A 15303-nucleotide genomic window follows, 5' to 3' on the forward strand; every position below is an offset into this window, starting at 1 on the left:
AGACCGAACCTCTGGTTGGCCTGCCGAGTCGCTTCTGGCCAGCTGTCGCCCGATCCAGTAGGGTGTGATCCCGCCCCTCCCCCTAAGAAGAAGTGTCAGCCGTGGGGCAGGCGTGGAGAAGGTCGCCTCGAAGTGATCGAGCGTACCTGAACCCTTCTGGATCAATGGTGACGGTCAGCGGGCCGTCGCGTCGTTTGTGTAGCGAGGAATCACAGCATGAGTGCACCAGTCGTCATCGTCGGCACCGGCCTGGCCGGCTACAACCTGGCCAAGGAGTGGCGCAAGCTCGACACCCAGACGCCTCTGCTGCTGCTCACTGCTGACGACGGCCGCTCCTATTCCAAGCCGATGCTGTCCACCGGCTTTGGCAAGAACAAGGATGCCGACGGCCTGGCCATGGCCGAAGCCGGCGCCATGGCCGAGCAGCTCAACGCGGAAATTCGCACCCATACCCGTATCACCGGTATCGATCCGGGTCATAAGCGCTTGTGGATCGGTGAGGAAGCCGTGCCATACCGCGACCTGGTACTGGCCTGGGGCGCCGAGCCTATTCGCGTCCCGGTAGAGGGCGACGCTCAGGACGCGGTGTTCCCGATCAATGACCTGGAAGACTACGCGCGCTTTCGCAGCGCCGTGGCTGGCAAGCGTCGGGTATTGATCCTCGGCGCCGGGCTGATTGGTTGCGAGTTTGCCAACGACCTCAGTGCTGGCGGCTATGAGGTAGAACTGCTGGCGCCCTGTGAGCAGGTGATGCCGGGCCTGCTGCATCCGGCAGCGGCCTCTGCCGTACAAGCCGGCCTGGAAGGTCTGGGTGTACGTTTTCATCTCGGCCCGGTGCTGGCCAGTCTTGACCGTCAGGGTGAGGCGCTGCAGGCGACGCTGTCCGATGGCCGCCTGATTGCGTGCGACGCGGTGGTCTCCGCAGTTGGCCTGCGTCCGCGCACCGCGCTCGCTGCGGCAGCCGGTCTCGACATCAACCGTGGGGTGATGGTCGATCGCCAGTTGCGCACCTCGCACGCCAATATCTACGCCCTGGGCGACTGCGCCGAGGTCGACGGCCTCAACCTGCTCTACGTCATGCCGCTGATGGCCTGTGCCCGGGCGCTGGCCAAGACCCTGGCTGGTGAGCCGACGGCGGTCAGCTATGGGCCGATGCCGGTGACCGTAAAGACGCCTGTATGCCCGCTGGTGGTCTCGCCGCCACCGCGTGGCAGCCAGGGCGAATGGACGGTCGAAGGCAGCGGCAGCGACATCAAGGCGCTCTGCCGCGATGCTTCCGGAGCACTGCTCGGTTATGCGCTGACCGGCGCCGCCGTGCAGGAGAAACTGGCACTGAACAAGGAGCTACCGGCGCTGCTGGCGTGATTGCCTGCCGTTCTGTCGGATACGCCACGAAATTGCCTGGTTAAAGTGGCGGGCGAGACTGGCGCAGTGCGATGCGGCATGCCATTCTCCCAAGGGTCTGCCGCAGCGCAGAGCTGTTGCGGCGCCTTGGGCGCTGTTCTGGAAGGACAGCACGGACACAACAACAAAAAACCGTCAAAGAGGCATTTATGCGTAAACCGGAACTCGCCGCCGCCATCGCCGAAAAGGCTGATCTGACCAAGGATCAGGCCAATCGTGTACTCAACGCTGTACTGGAAGAAATCACCGGTGCACTGAACCGCAAGGACAGTGTGACCCTGGTTGGCTTCGGTACTTTCGTCCAACGCCACCGTGGCGCCCGTACTGGTAAGAACCCGCAAACCGGTCAGCCGGTGAAGATCAAGGCCAGCAACACCGTCGCCTTCAAACCGGGCAAGTCCCTGAAAGACGCGGTCAACTGAGCCCGTTACCCGGAGCCGTTCGGCTCCGGGTTCCCCCTGCGCAGCCATGCTGCGACATTCGCTGATACAGCCATGCTTTAGACAGGCTGTAGTCCTGCAAGAAAACCACTACAATGCGCGGCCATCATCTTCGATCACGAGGCCCTGTGCATGAAATTCCGTTTTCTCCTGTGGATGCTGGGCCGCCTGATGGCCAAGGCCAGTCGTGAAAACCCGGCGTTCCGCCAGCAGCTCGAAGGTCGCGATATGGTGTTCCAGTTGCACACTCTCGACGGCAAGGTGGCCCGCCACTTCACCGTGGCCGGTCAGCGCGTGACCAGCAAGCGCGGCACTGCCACGGATCCGGCCTTCGCCATTGGCTTCAAGGATGGCGCCTACGGCTTTGAAACCATGACCGCGAAGAACAAGCAGCTGGCCTTCATGCAGGGCATCCAGAACAAGGATATCCAGATCCAGGGCAACCCGGCGCTGGTCATGTGGTTCCAGGGCCTGACCAAGTACCTGATGCCGAAGAAGAAGACCGAGGCGCCGAAAAAGGCCGCCTGATCGGCACTGATGCGCGTCGCGGCTGGCCGCGACGCCGCGCTTTGGTTAGGCTGCCAGGCACGTCCCTGTGGAAAGCCCGACCATGCGTCTTTTCCTGTTACCCCTGCTATTGCTGGCCGCCACCACCGCACGGGCCGAGCCAGCGTCTGCCAAGGCCTTGTTACCGTTGTTCGAGCTCGCCGGTATCCATCTGCTGTGCGAACAGAGTGCGCCGTTGGTGCAGCGTGGCCAGGATGAAACCGAACAGAAGCGCCTCGCTCAGCTCTTCGCTGGCGAGGCCTTTTGTCTGGACCTGGCCCAGCGCGTCGCTGCCCGCTTCGATGCGGCGCAGGGCGAGCAGGCCCGTGAGCGTCTCGACAGCCCGTTGGCGCAGCGTTTCACCGCTGCCGAGCGCGCCGTCGGTGAGCAACCCGAAGGCTTGGCTGAATACCGCCAGCGCCTGCAGGAGCAGCCGCCACGAGGTGCGCGTCTGGAGTTGGTCAAGCGTCTCGACGCTGCCGCGCGTACCACTGAACTGGCCAGCCTGCTACGTTACGAAGTCGGCAAGACCCAGGCATTGCTGGCGCTAAGGGCGCGGGGCGAGAACCTCAGCGAAGCCGAACTGCAGGCGCAGACGCAGACGCAAGCCAACGCCATTCGCCAATCCAGCGAGCTGGCGGTGGAAAGCTTCATGTTCTATGCCTACCGGCAGATGCCCAGCGATCAGCTCGCCGAGTATGCGGCACTCTACGAGCATCCCAGCGTCAGCCAGCTGCTTGCCATCAGCCTGGAAGTGGTGCCGCAGCTATTCTCTGAACGTCGTGAACAACTGCGCCAGGTGGCAGGCAAGCCATAGCGCGGCCCGGAACGCCGGCCGCGAACAGCCTACCGCTCGCTAGCAACTATGCCAGACGGTAGGCAGCGCCTCAGGGGCAGGGCGTGAGAGCTGCAGCCGCTCAGTGCGGCTGCTGAAACTGCGCTGCCAGTTCACGCAAGGCGACCTCGGCGCTCAGCACCTTGCTCACCGCGTCCTCGGCTTTTTCCCGGGTCAGCCCCAGGGCGTCGAACAGCTCATCAGGAATCTCGTTCTGCGGCCCGGCACCGATACCCCGATTGCGCAGCAGGCTGACCGCCAGGCACACCAGATTGGGGAAGGCTGCGCTGTCGCCGGCGTAGGACGGATCGTGCTGAAAGCGCAGAGCGCTGGACAGCTCTTCCGGCATATCCCAGTGGCGCATCAGCCAGGCGCCGATCTGCTCGCGGGTGATGCCCAGCAGGTGCTGCTCGATATGCCCGGCAGGCAGGTGCGGGTTGACCTCCAGGTGACGGCAGATCAGCGAGAAGTGCGGTGGGAACACGTGCGCCAGGACCAGGTAACCGAAGTTGTGCAGCAGACCGGCCAGGTAGGTCAGGCCGGCTTCCGGGCGCTGTGCGCGCGGCATGGCGCGGGTCAGGCCCTCGATCACTGCAGCGGTATAGATCGCTTGCTGCCAGTAAGGGGTGGCGTGCTGCGGCTGATCCTTGGGCAGGCTCAGAGTCTTGCCCAGCGCCAGGCCGAGAGCCAGGTTGATCACCAGGTCGAAGCCCAGCACGCGGACGATGGCATCTTCCACCGAGCGGATCTTGCCGGGCGCGGCGTAGTAGGGCGAGGCGGCCCAGCTGACTACCTGGGCCGCCAGCGCGGGATCGGTTTCGACCACGCCGGTGATGTCGTCCACCGTGGCATTAGGGTCAACGCGCAGCTTGATGATCTTCTGTGCGGTTTCCGGCAGCGGCGGAATCTCGATGGTTTCTTCCAGACGCTGCTGGATGCGGCGTGCGGTGAAGGCCTGCACGGCTTGGGTGATTTCCGCGCGGTCATCATGGGGGCGATCGAGGTTCGGTTTGATCGCGCTGACCGGCTCACCGAAACGCGCCGCGCTGGCCTTGCTCAGCAGGGCCTTGAAGGCCTCCGTGGGGATCTCCAGCAACACACCAGGCTGGCCGGACTCGATCAGCAGACTGGGCACCTGCAGCAGGCGCTCTTCGTAGAGGCAGGGCGAGCTGGTCAATGGCGGCAAACCCGGCAGTGCGGCCAGATTGTGCTTGCCCAGCATGCGCTCCAGGCGTTCCGGCTTGACCGCAGTGAGCTGGCGCCCAGTCAGTTCGGCCAGGCGCGACAGATCGAGCATGTGGCTACGCGGATAGAGCACCAGCAGGGCGCCGATGGCATCGTCCACCAGCACGGCCTGCAGGCGCGCCTCGCTTGGCTGACCCGGGCGCTCCGCGCGTACCTGATAGGGCACGGCGAGTTTCTCCAGCAGTTGCACGATCACGGCGGGCGCTTGTGCAGTGGCGTTGGCGGCGAGGGCGGCTTCAGTCATATCGATATCCAGCGTTGGCGCATGTGCCCCGGAGTATAACCAGCGAGGATTTGCGCAAAGGTTCGTGGCGACGGTTGTCCTGTGAACAGGTTCACACTTGACCGTATTGCTGGCCGTGACGCAACCAGCGTTCCAACAATGGAGCCACATGTTGTGGCCAATGTTCCAATAGTGCCTGCGCCGCGTCGCGCACGGCGGGCAGGAGGTCGGCATCACGCATCAGGTCGGCGACCTTGAATTGCAGCAGACCGGTCTGCCGGGTACCGAGCATTTCCCCTGGCCCCCTGAGTTCGAGGTCCTTCTCGGCTATGACGAAACCGTCGGTGGTCTCGCGCATGATCGCCAGGCGTTCGCGCCCGAGTTGCGACAGAGGCGCATGGTAGAGCAGCACGCAATGGCTGGCGGCGCTGCCACGTCCGACCCGGCCGCGCAGCTGGTGCAACTGGGCCAGGCCCAGGCGCTCGGGGTTCTCGATGATCATCAGGCTGGCATTGGGCACGTCGACGCCGACCTCGATCACCGTGGTGGCCACCAGCAGTTGCAGCTTGCCCTGCTTGAACTCATCCATCACTGCGGCTTTTTCGGCCGGTTTCATGCGCCCGTGGATCAGCCCGACGCGCAGCTCGCCCAGTGCCGCAGAAAGCTCCTCGAAGCTGGTTTCGGCGGCCTGGCAGGTGAGCTCTTCGGATTCCTCGATCAGGGTGCAGACCCAGTAGGCCTGGCGTCCCTGCTGGCAGGCATTGCGCACGCGCTCGACGACCTCGATGCGACGGCTGTCGGCGATCACCAGGGTGTTGACCGGCGTGCGCCCTGGCGGCAGCTCGTCGAGGGTCGAGGTATCCAGATCGGCGTAGGCACTCATCGCCAGGGTACGTGGGATGGGTGTGGCAGTCATGATCAACTGGTGCGGGCTCAGGCGCCCGTCGATGCCTTTCTGGCGCAGGGCCAGCCGTTGCTGCACGCCGAAACGGTGCTGCTCGTCGATGATCACCAGGGCCAGGCGCTTGAATTTCACTTCGTCCTGGAACAGGGCGTGGGTGCCGACCACCATCGGGCAGCCGCCGGCAATCTGTTCCAGCGCGCTAGCGCGAGCCTTGCCCTTGAGCTTGCCGGCCAGCCAGGCGACATCCAGGCCAAGCGGCGCCAGCCATTTGCTGAAGTTGAGAAAGTGCTGTTCGGCGAGGATCTCGGTCGGCGCCATCAGCGCCACCTGATAACCGGCCTCCAGCGCCTGCAGGGCGGCAAGGGCGGCAACCACCGTCTTGCCGGCGCCTACGTCGCCCTGCACCAGGCGTAGCATGGGCTCGCTTTGCGCCAGGTCGTAGGCGATCTCGGCACCCACGCGCTGCTGCGCGCCAGTCGGGGCGAAGCCGAGGTTGGCGAGGTATTGCTGTGGCAGCTTCTTGGCCGGCGGCAGGGCCGGCGCTTGCTGGGCGCGCACCTGTTCACGCAGACGCTGCAGGGACAACTGATGCGTCAGCAGCTCTTCGAAGGCCAGGCGATGCTGAGCCCAGTGGCGACCCTCGGCAAGCTCTTCGACATCGGCGTCCGGCGGCGGCCGGTGCAGGTAGCGGATGGCCTCGTCCAAAGGTGCCAGGTGATAGTCGCGCGCCAGTTCGTCAGGCAGCCAGTCGGGCAGGCTGCGTGGGCCTAGGCGTGCCAGTGCCTGCTGGCTGAGCTGACGCAGGCGCTGTTGGGTCAAACCTTCGGTAGTCGGGTAGATGGGCGTAAGGCTCTGCTCCACCGGAGCCGGCTCGTCGCCGCTCTGCGCGCGGTATTCCGGGTGGTAGATTTCCAGGCCCGTGGCGCCGGGGCGTACTTCACCGTAGCAACGCAGGGCGGTGCCGCGCTTGAGGCCGTCCTTCTGCGCCTGGCTGAAGTGGAAGAAGCGCAGGCTCAGGGTGCCGCTGCCATCCTGCAGGCGCACCAGCAGGCTGCGCCGCCGGCCCATGACGACGTCGGCACCGGCCACGATGCCCTCGACCACTGCATCCTGCCCCGGGCGCAGCGCGCCGATGGGGGTGATGCGGGTGCGATCCTGGTAGCGCAGCGGCAGGTGGAACAGCACGTCCTGCAGGTTTTCCAGGCCGACCTTGGCGAGTTTTTCCGCCAGTGCGGCGCCCACGCCCTTGAGCGCGGTGACCGGGACTGTCGCCAGCTCGCCCACGTTGACCTCAGGCGCTCTTGGCCTGCGGGCGGGCCACCGAGCACAGGCGGATGGAGTCGGCCAGCACCTCGATGGCGTTGGGGCGCGGGAAGCTGGCGCGCCAGGCGATGGCCACGGTACGGAATGGTGTCGGTGCAGTGAGCGGACGTACTTCGATCACGCCTGGCGCGTAGTGGTGGCTGTCCACCGCCGAGAACGGCAGGATCGACACACCAAGACCCGAGGCGACCATGTGACGAATGGTTTCCAGCGAGCTGGATTCTACCGTGGTGTGCTTGGCATTGTCCTCGCCGCCCTTGCGCAGCGACGGGCAGGCTTCGAGCACCTGATCACGGAAACAGTGGCCTTCGCCGAGCAGCAGCAGGCTCTTGTCGTTGAGCAGCTTGGCATCGATGCTCTCCAGCGCCGCCCAGGGGTGGCCGGCCGGCAGCAGGGCGTAGAACGGCTCGTCGTAAAGCGGCTTGGTCAGCACATCGGCTTCCTGGAAGGGCAGGGCGATGATGATGGCGTCCAGCTCGCCGGTGCGCAGCTTGTCGCGCAGCACGTGAGTGAAGTTCTCTTCGATGTACAGCGGCATGTCCGGCGCGACCCGGTGCAGCTGCGGAATCAGATGCGGGAACAGGTAAGGGCCGACGGTGTAGATCGCGCCGATCTTCAGTGGCGCGGCCAGCTGGTTCTTGCCGGCCTGAGCCAGTTCGCGAATGCCCTGGGCCTGCTCCAGCACCTTCTGTGCCTGGGTGACGATGCCTTCACCGACCGGCGTCAGGCGTACGGCGCTCTTGCTGCGCTCGAAGATCAGCACACCCAGTTCGTCCTCCAGCTTCTTCACGCCAACCGACAGGGTCGGCTGGCTGACGTGGCAGCGTTCGGCAGCGCGGCCGAAATGCTGTTCCTGGGCGAGGGTGACGATGTACCGCAGTTCGGTGAGGGTCATAGTGTTTATCCATTAAGTTGCCGACAAGCATAGCCTTTGCATACGAATGAACCAACCGGGCTACACTGCGCCTTTGCAAAAATGTCATGGAGAAAAGCATGTCGGGATGCAACAGCCTGCTGATTGCCGGGTGTGGAGATGTCGGTACCCGCCTCGGCCTGCGCATGGCCGCACAAGGCTGGCGCGTGATGGGTATGCGTCGCAATGTGGCTGCGCTACCGGCCGTCATCGAGCCGCTGGCCGGTGACCTGCACGCCGATGCCTGTCCGCCGGATTGGCCGCAAGGGCCGCTGGATTACCTGCTGTACTGCGCAGCCGCCACCGAGCACGACGAGGCCGGCTACCGCGCTGCCTATGTCGATGGCCTACGCCGCGTGCTGAGCTGGCTGGCGCAGCATGGCCAGCGCCCGCGCCGCATCCTGTTCGCCTCCAGCAGCGGGGTATACGGGCAGCAGGACGGCGAGTGGGTAGACGAGGATTCTCCTGCCGAAGCCCAGAGTTTTTCTGCGGTGATCATGCGCGAGGCCGAGCGCGTCGCGCTCGACTGCGGTTTGCCAGCGACCACGGTGCGTCTGACCGGCCTCTACGGCCCCGGCCGCGAGTGGTTGCTGGGGCAGGTGCGCGGTGGCTATCGGGTCAGCGAGACGCCGCCGCTGTATGGCAACCGCATTCATGTCGATGACGCGGCGGGGCTGTTCGCCACGCTGTTGCAGGCGGACGCCGCTGGCGTGCCCTTGGCCGATTGCTACCTGGGTGTCGACGATGAGCCGGCGCCGCTGCACGAGGTGGTAAGTTGGCTGCGTGAGCAACTGGGCGTCAGTCACTGGAGCGATGAGCAGCGCGTGCGCCGCGCCGGCAGCAAGCGTTGCAGCAATGCCCGCGCCCGTGCGCTGGGCTGGGCGCCGCAGTATCCGAGCTACCGCGAGGGCTATGCGGCGATCCTCGCCGAGCGCTGAAATGGACGCCAACAGCTTGCTGGCCAAGCCCTGGCTGCCGGGCGTCGAGCTGTTTCACGCCGACTTCTCCGGGCAGGCCTTTGGCCGTCACAGTCACGATGCCTTTGCCATCGGCGCTATCGTGCAGGGTGTCGGAGGCTACCAGTGCCGAGGTCAGCGCTATGCGCTGCCTGCCGGCACCCTGTCGCTGATGAACCCCGAAGAGCCGCATACCGGGCACGCCGAATCGGCGCGTGTGGTTTATCGCATGCTCTATGTCGAGGAGTCGCGGCTGCCGGCGCTGCTCGGGCGCAAGCGCCTGCCCAATGGCTTCGGCACGCTCAACCCGGATGACGACGGCCAGGTCTCGACAGGCCTGGCACGGCTGGCCGGCGAGTTCGAGCGGGGCGATGCGCTGGCGCTGGAGAGCGAACTGCTGGCGCTGTTGGAGCTGGTCTTTGTCCGCCACGGCGGCTTGCGCGAGGCGCGACCGGCATTTCGTGACAGCGGGGTGACGGCGTACCTGCGTGATTACCTGGAAGCGCACTACGCCGAGGCCGTCAGTCTGGAGCAGCTGGCCGCACTGGTGCAGCGTCACCCACGCCACCTGATCGAAGCCTTCCGCCGTGCCTATGGCGTGCCGCCGCATACCTATCTGCTGCAGCGCCGAGTGCGTGAGGCCAAGCGTAGGTTATTGCAAGGCCAGGCCCTGGCCGGTGTCGCACTGGACCTGGGCTTTTATGACCAGGCGCATTTCAATGGGGTGTTTCGCCGTTTCACCGGGGTCACTCCGGGGCGTTTTCGTACGCTGGCGACGGGTTGAGGCCACTGCACTGCAGCACGAAGTCGCGGCGCTGCGCCAGGCTCATTCGCGGTACCTCGATCAGTCGATAACCGGCTTCTACATAGACTTCGCGCATCACCGCGCAGGTCCGTTCGGCCTCGGCCGCATCCTGGCGGCGCTCGTGGTCGTTGCGGTAGATCTGCGGCCAGTGCGGCAGCAGGAAGACCTGCCTCTGGTAACGCAATTGGCGCACCGCCTGTAGCAGATGCTCGCCGACCGGCAGGTCGTTCAGGCGCAGGTAGCCGATGATATCGACCAGGCTGCGGTCAAAGAACACCGGCCCTTTCCTCGTCAGCGCCTGGCGGTGAGCCCTGAGTTCCCACGCCAGCATCAGTTCGGCGAACAGCCTCGGGTCGTGCCAGGGCAGGCCCAGGCCGGCGATGGCTTGCTGATCACGAATGATCTCCCGACCGGCTTCCTCGACGACGTTTTGGCCCTTCTGGGCCAGGGCTGCCAGCAAACTACTTTTGCCGCTACCGGGGCCGCCGGTTAGGGCATGGAAAGGTGGGTGACATGACATACGCTGGGCTCCTCTGAGTTTTTTCCAATACATCGACACTGCCAGTTGCCGAAACTGCCTCCGCCAAACGGAGGTTCCATGTTCGCGTTGTTTCTACTGGTGGCCGGTACTCATTTCGCGGCCTTGCTGTCGCCTGGGCCGGACTTCTTTCTGTTGATTCGCACCGCTCTGGCCAAGGGCCAGCGCCAGGCCGACGGTTGCGCCTGCGGCATTGCGCTGGCCAACCTGCTGAGCATGCTGCTGGTGCTGTTCGTCATGGCGTTGTTACCCGCCGAGGGCAGTTGGCTGTGGCGCTGCTTGCAGGTCGTCGGCGGGCTGTATTTCGCCTGGATCGGCCTGCAGGCGCTGGCCTCGCGGCGAGATCTGGTCCTGCCGCAGGGTGATCAGCTGAGGCTCGGCGGGGTGTGGAAGGGCATGCGTCAGGGCCTTCTGGCCAGCAGCCTCAATCCCAAATTGCCGCTGTTCTACGCCGGGCTATTCGGGGTCTTGCGCGAGTCGGCAATGCCGGCATGGGGGCTGGGCCTGGCGATGCTATGGATGACCCTGGTGGTGCTGTTTTGGGATCTGGCGCTGGTGCGCCTGCTCGATCAGGCGCGTTGGCGCAGTTGGTTGCAGCGGCGCGTGAGCTGGCTGGATCGCGGTTGCGGTGGCCTGTTGCTTGCGCTGGGAGGCTGGCTGTTGCTGGGGGCTCTATAGCGTGGCGCCGCTCCTGCCCGGAGGCGGCGCCTGCTGATCAGCGGCGCTTGAGCAGCCAGCGCTGCGGGCCGGGCTGGTACTCGGGCATCTCGTCGAACTGGGCGCGGTTCTGCGCTTCGAAGATGCGCAACTGATTGCCTTCATGCACGAACAACCAGGGGCTACCCTGATCACCGGCTTGCAGCCAGAGACTGTCATGTTCGCCGCTCATGGCCGCGCAGTCGCCTGCCAGGCACAGGGCGAAGCGTTCGGCGCCGGGCAGGCCTTGTACCTGCCCGTCGCTGTTGAAGCGCACCAGGCCGCCCTGGCCCAGACCTTCCTCGATCAGCCAGTCGCCGCCCAGGTAGTCGCGATATAGCGCCTGCTCGAAGCTGCTGCCCAGTGGCTTGGGTTCGTTGGAGCTGTTGACGCGGGCGAAGTGCTGCTCGGGCCAGTATTCGCTGGCGATCTGCAGCAGTTCGCCGTTCTGAATGGCGAGCTGCTCGTTGTAATCTCCGTAGAAGGTCACCTGCCAACGCCCCTCTCCGGCACCCTGCAGCCTGCCCTCGGCCAGCTCGAAGCCGTTGCTGTAGCTGGCCTGCTGTCGTTCGGGGGTGATCTGCCATTCGAGGTTGGGGCCGTAGGCGAGCAGGGCTTCGCGCAGGCGACCGCTCTCGCGGGCGGCATCGATGACTGCCTGGTTGATCCAGGTACCGCTCGGGTCGTTGTTCGGTGTGCTGGCGCAGGCGCCGAGCAGGGCGCCGCATAGCAGCAGAGGAAGCAGACGCATGGCGATCTCCATGCCGGGGAAGGGCGAGCGGGGCCTGCTGCCCCGCTCGAACGACTTACTCGATGACCAGAATAGCGTCCATTTCCACCTGCGCACCGCGCGGCAGAGCGGCTACGCCGATGGCGGCACGCGCCGGGTAGGGCTGCTCGAAATAACGGCCCATGACTTCGTTGACCTTGGCGAAGTGCGACAGGTCGGTGAGAAAGATGTTCAGCTTGACGATGTCCTTGAACGAACCGCCGGCGGCTTCGGCGACGGCCTTGAGGTTCTCGAAGACCTGCACGGTCTGTGCTTCGAAGCCCTCGACCAGCTCCATGCTCACCGGGTCCAGCGGAATCTGGCCGGACATGTAGACGGTGTTGCCCGCCTTGATCGCCTGGGAGTAGGTGCCGATGGCGGCGGGGGCCTTGTCGCTGGTGATGACGGTCTTGCTCATGAATCGCTCCTTGTGAGAACTGGCTGGGTCAGCCTACAGACTGGAAACAGGGGAATTGTGTCAGGCGCGTACTCGGGTGATACGCATCACGCCCTTGAGCGCGCGCAGTTTCTTGATCACGCGGGCCAGGTGCACGCGGTCATGCACGCTGACCACCAACTGCACCACGCTGATACGGCCGTCGCGTTCGTCCATGCTGATCTTCTCGATGTTGCCATCGGCGGCATTGACGCTGCTGGCCAGCAGAGCGATCAGGCCGCGCTGGTGTTCCAGCTCGACGCGCAGTTCGACGTTGAATTCGCCGGTGACATCCTTGGCCCAGTTGAGCTGGATGCATTTTTCCGGATTGTGGCGGATATCGACGATGTTCCGGCAGCTCTCCATGTGCACCACCATGCCCTTGCCGGCAGACAGGTAGCCGACGATGGGGTCGCCCGGAATCGGCGTGCAGCACTTGGCGTAGCTCATCACCAGGCCTTCGGTGCCGCGAATCGCCAGCGGCCCTTCGCTGCTCGGCAGGGTTTCGTCGCCACTCTCGGCCAGCAGGCGGCGGGCGACGACGTAGGCCATGCGGTTGCCCAGGCCGATGTCTTCGAGCAGGTCCTCGATGACTTCCTGGCGGTATTCGCCGAGTACCGCCTGTACGCGCTCGGGTGCGATCTTCTCCAGGTGCGTATCGAAGCTGGCCAGCACCTTGTTCAGCAGGCGTTCGCCGAGGCTGATCGATTCCGAGCGGCGCTGCTGCTTGAGGGCATGGCGGATATGCGTGCGCGCCTTGCCGGTGACCACGAAGTTGAGCCAGGCCGGATTCGGCCGGGCGCCCGGTGCGGTGACGATTTCTACCGTCGAGCCACTTTCCAGTGCCTGCGACAGCGGCGCCAGGCGCCGATTGATGCGGCACGCGATGCAGGTATTGCCGACGTCGGTGTGCACCGCGTAGGCGAAATCGACCGCGGTGGAGCCCTTCGGCAGCTCCATGATGCGGCCCTTGGGCGTGAACACGTAGACCTCGTCGGGGAACAGGTCGATCTTCACGCTTTCGATGAATTCCAGCGAGTTGCCGGCGCGCTGTTGCAGCTCCAGCACACCTTTGACCCATTGGCGGGCTCGGGCGTGGTTGCCCTTCGGCGCTTCGTCCTCGTTGGACTTGTACAGCCAGTGCGCGGCGATGCCGTTGTTGGCCATCTCTTCCATTTCGCGGGTGCGGATCTGGATCTCGATGGGCACGCCGTGCATGCCGAACAGCGTGGTGTGCAGCGACTGGTAGCCGTTGGCCTTGGGGATCGCGATGTAATCCTTGAAGCGGCCGGGCAGTGGCTTGTACAGGTTATGCACGGCGCCGAGCACGCGGTAGCAGGTGTCGACCTTGTCGACGATGATGCGGAAGGCGTAGACGTCCATGATCTCGTTGAACGCCTTACGCTTGCCGCGCATCTTCTGGTAGATGCTGTAGAGGTGCTTCTCGCGGCCGATCACTTCACCTTCCATGCCTTCGCGTTGCAGGCACATCTGGATCGATTCCTCGATCTTGGCGACGATTTCCTTGCGGTTGCCCCGAGCGCGGCGCACGGCGGCGCGGATGCGCTCGGAGCGCATCGGGTGCATGGCCTTGAAGCCCAGGTCTTCGAACTCCACGCGCATGTTGTGCATGCCCAGCCGGTTAGCGATGGGTGCGTAGATTTCCAGGGTTTCCTTGGCGATGCGCCGGCTCTTCTCGTGCGGCATGGCATCGAGGGTGCGCATGTTGTGCAGGCGGTCGGCAAGCTTGACCAGAATTACGCGGATGTCGCGGGCCATGGCCATGGCCATCTTCTGGAAGTTCTCTGCCTGCGCCTCGGCCTTGGTCTCGAAGTTCATCTGGGTCAGCTTGCTGACCCCGTCGACCAGTTCGGCCACGGTTTCGCCGAACTGCGCGTTGAGCGCTTCCTTGGCGATGCCGGTGTCTTCGATCACATCGTGCAGCATGGCGGCCATCAGACTCTGATGATCCATGTGCATATCGGCGAGGATGCTGGCCACGGCCAGCGGATGGGTCACGTAGGCTTCGCCACTGCGGCGGCGTTGGCCATCGTGCGCCTGTTCGGCGTAGAAGTAGGCGCGGCGAACCAGGTTGACCTGGTCATGGCCGAGATAGGCCGAAAGTCGGTCGGCGAGAGCGTCTATACCAGCCATGGGGTATTCCCCTCATGACCGGTTTGGCTACACGCCGCGCAACTTCGACCCGGCATCATCGACTTACAGAGGCTCGTTGGCCTCTTCCTCGAAGGCAGCGAACAGCGGTTCTTCTTCGACGATGTCTTCTTGGGCGATCACTTCGTAGTCCACCAGGCCGGCAGCGATTTCGCGCAGGGCCACTACGGTGGGCTTGTCGTTTTCCCAAGCCACTTTCGGCTCTTTGCCGCCGGTGGCCAGCTGGCGCGAACGCTTGGTCGCGAGCATGACCAGTTCGAAGCGGTTATCAACGTTGTCCAGGCAATCTTCGACGGTAACGCGAGCCATGGTGTTCCTCGTAACTTGTGCGGATAAGCTTGGCCCGAGCGGGCGAGCGGACTGAATAGTCTAAAAAATCACCAGCGACAATGGAAGCGCTGTTTTACGCCAGCAGTTCGCTGAGCAGCCCGGCATGGCGCTGCTGCTGTTGTGTTTGCGACAGCTGGTTGCTGCGGAAGATGGCTTTCAGGTCGCTCAGGGCGTGGTTGAAGTCGTCGTTGATCACCAAGTAGTCGTATTCGACGTAGTGGCTCATCTCGCTGACGGCCTCGCGCATGCGCCGTTCGATGATCTCGCCGCTGTCCTGGCCGCGGTTGGTCAGGCGGTGACGCAAAGCTTCCTGAGTCGGCGGCAGGATGAAGATGGATTTGGCCTGTGGCATCAGCTTGCGCACCTGCTGCGCACCCTGCCAGTCGATCTCCAGGATCAGGTCGAAGCCCTCGGCCAGGGTCTGCTCGACCCACTTCTGCGAGGTGCCGTAAAGGTTATCGAAGACCTGGGCATGCTCGAGAAATTCGCTGCGTTCGAGCATGGCGTTGAACTGCGTATGGTCGACGAAGTGGTAGTTGACTCCGTCCACCTCACCTGGACGCATGGCGCGGGTGGTATGCGAGACCGAGACGCGAATCTGCGCCTCGCTGTCGATCAGGGCCTTGACCAGGCTGGTCTTGCCGGCGCCGGAGGGTGCGGAAACGATGTAGAGGGTGCCGGTCGTGGTGGCCATGAAAAACGTCCTGAGAAATCTTGCGGAATTTTAAAAGCGTAGCGAGCGACGGCTAGGCAAGGCGAAATCAGGTG

General features: G+C 64.4%; 16 protein-coding genes. 7 read left to right on the forward strand and 9 right to left on the reverse strand.

Annotated features, from left to right (window positions below; translation table 11 throughout):
- Window positions 1-216: 216 nt before the first annotated feature.
- The 4 genes from BM186_RS23450 to BM186_RS23465 all read left to right on the forward strand — a co-directional run bounded on the left by BM186_RS23450 (window position 217) and on the right by BM186_RS23465 (window position 3207).
- Entirely contained in the window at window positions 217-1365 is a 1149-nt protein-coding gene (locus BM186_RS23450; protein WP_074918716.1) for an NAD(P)/FAD-dependent oxidoreductase, read from the forward strand.
- A 188-nt stretch (window positions 1366-1553) separates the two neighbouring features.
- On the forward strand, window positions 1554-1826 hold the full coding sequence (locus BM186_RS23455) for an HU family DNA-binding protein (protein WP_003242571.1): 273 nt from the start codon (window positions 1554-1556) through the stop codon (window positions 1824-1826).
- A gap of 150 nt (window positions 1827-1976) precedes the next feature.
- A complete protein-coding gene (locus tag BM186_RS23460; protein WP_072426164.1) occupies window positions 1977-2372 on the forward strand; it encodes a helicase in 396 nt (131 codons plus the stop codon).
- An 82-nt stretch (window positions 2373-2454) separates the two neighbouring features.
- Entirely contained in the window at window positions 2455-3207 is a 753-nt protein-coding gene (locus BM186_RS23465; protein WP_017676075.1) for a hypothetical protein, read from the forward strand.
- A 100-nt stretch (window positions 3208-3307) separates the two neighbouring features.
- On the opposite strand, the gene BM186_RS23470 is transcribed toward BM186_RS23465, so the two are convergent.
- The 3 genes from BM186_RS23470 to BM186_RS23480 all read right to left on the reverse strand — a co-directional run bounded on the left by BM186_RS23470 (window position 3308) and on the right by BM186_RS23480 (window position 7815).
- Window positions 3308-4714, reverse strand: a complete 1407-nt coding sequence (locus BM186_RS23470; RefSeq protein WP_074918718.1) for an aminoacyl-tRNA deacylase and HDOD domain-containing protein — start codon at window positions 4712-4714, stop codon at window positions 3308-3310.
- A gap of 91 nt (window positions 4715-4805) precedes the next feature.
- Window positions 4806-6881, reverse strand: a complete 2076-nt coding sequence (gene recG, locus BM186_RS23475) for an ATP-dependent DNA helicase RecG (protein ID WP_074918720.1) — start codon at window positions 6879-6881, stop codon at window positions 4806-4808.
- A gap of 7 nt (window positions 6882-6888) precedes the next feature.
- Entirely contained in the window at window positions 6889-7815 is a 927-nt protein-coding gene (locus BM186_RS23480; protein WP_074918722.1) for a hydrogen peroxide-inducible genes activator, read from the reverse strand.
- A 98-nt stretch (window positions 7816-7913) separates the two neighbouring features.
- Between BM186_RS23480 and BM186_RS23485 the strand changes: the two genes are divergently transcribed.
- Both BM186_RS23485 and BM186_RS23490 read left to right on the forward strand, forming a co-directional pair.
- Window positions 7914-8771, forward strand: coding sequence for an NAD-dependent epimerase/dehydratase family protein (locus tag BM186_RS23485; protein ID WP_074918724.1), 858 nt, complete (start codon window positions 7914-7916; stop codon window positions 8769-8771).
- Between the two features lies 1 nt (window position 8772).
- Complete coding sequence (locus tag BM186_RS23490; protein WP_074918726.1) at window positions 8773-9573, forward strand: helix-turn-helix transcriptional regulator; 801 nt, start codon at window positions 8773-8775, stop codon at window positions 9571-9573.
- Here the strand turns inward: BM186_RS23490 and BM186_RS23495 are convergent.
- On the reverse strand, window positions 9536-10114 hold the full coding sequence (locus tag BM186_RS23495) for an AAA family ATPase (RefSeq protein WP_074918728.1): 579 nt from the start codon (window positions 10112-10114) through the stop codon (window positions 9536-9538). The two genes, BM186_RS23490 and BM186_RS23495, sit on opposite strands and share 38 nt — an antisense overlap.
- Window positions 10115-10192: 78 nt before the next feature.
- Here BM186_RS23495 and BM186_RS23500 point away from each other — a divergent pair, with 78 nt between their 5' ends.
- Complete coding sequence (locus tag BM186_RS23500) at window positions 10193-10810, forward strand: LysE family translocator (RefSeq protein WP_074918730.1); 618 nt, start codon at window positions 10193-10195, stop codon at window positions 10808-10810.
- A gap of 37 nt (window positions 10811-10847) precedes the next feature.
- Here the strand turns inward: BM186_RS23500 and BM186_RS23505 are convergent, their stop codons facing one another.
- The 5 genes from BM186_RS23505 to gmk all read right to left on the reverse strand — a co-directional run bounded on the left by BM186_RS23505 (window position 10848) and on the right by gmk (window position 15229).
- Window positions 10848-11579: a hypothetical protein gene (locus tag BM186_RS23505; protein WP_074918732.1), complete on the reverse strand. Its 732-nt coding sequence runs from the start codon at window positions 11577-11579 to the stop codon at window positions 10848-10850.
- A gap of 55 nt (window positions 11580-11634) precedes the next feature.
- A complete protein-coding gene (locus BM186_RS23510; protein WP_013717760.1) occupies window positions 11635-12015 on the reverse strand; it encodes a RidA family protein in 381 nt (126 codons plus the stop codon).
- 60 nt (window positions 12016-12075) lie between these two features.
- Window positions 12076-14187: a bifunctional GTP diphosphokinase/guanosine-3',5'-bis pyrophosphate 3'-pyrophosphohydrolase gene (gene spoT, locus BM186_RS23515; protein WP_013717759.1), complete on the reverse strand. Its 2112-nt coding sequence runs from the start codon at window positions 14185-14187 to the stop codon at window positions 12076-12078.
- Window positions 14188-14250: 63 nt separating this feature from the next.
- Window positions 14251-14514, reverse strand: a complete 264-nt coding sequence (rpoZ, locus tag BM186_RS23520; protein ID WP_036998775.1) for a DNA-directed RNA polymerase subunit omega — start codon at window positions 14512-14514, stop codon at window positions 14251-14253.
- Between the two features lie 94 nt (window positions 14515-14608).
- Window positions 14609-15229, reverse strand: coding sequence for a guanylate kinase (gmk, locus tag BM186_RS23525; protein WP_074918734.1), 621 nt, complete (start codon window positions 15227-15229; stop codon window positions 14609-14611).
- Between the last annotated feature and the right edge of the window lie 74 nt (window positions 15230-15303).

Source organism: Ectopseudomonas toyotomiensis (assembly GCF_900115695.1).
GTDB lineage: Bacteria > Pseudomonadota > Gammaproteobacteria > Pseudomonadales > Pseudomonadaceae > Aquipseudomonas > Aquipseudomonas toyotomiensis.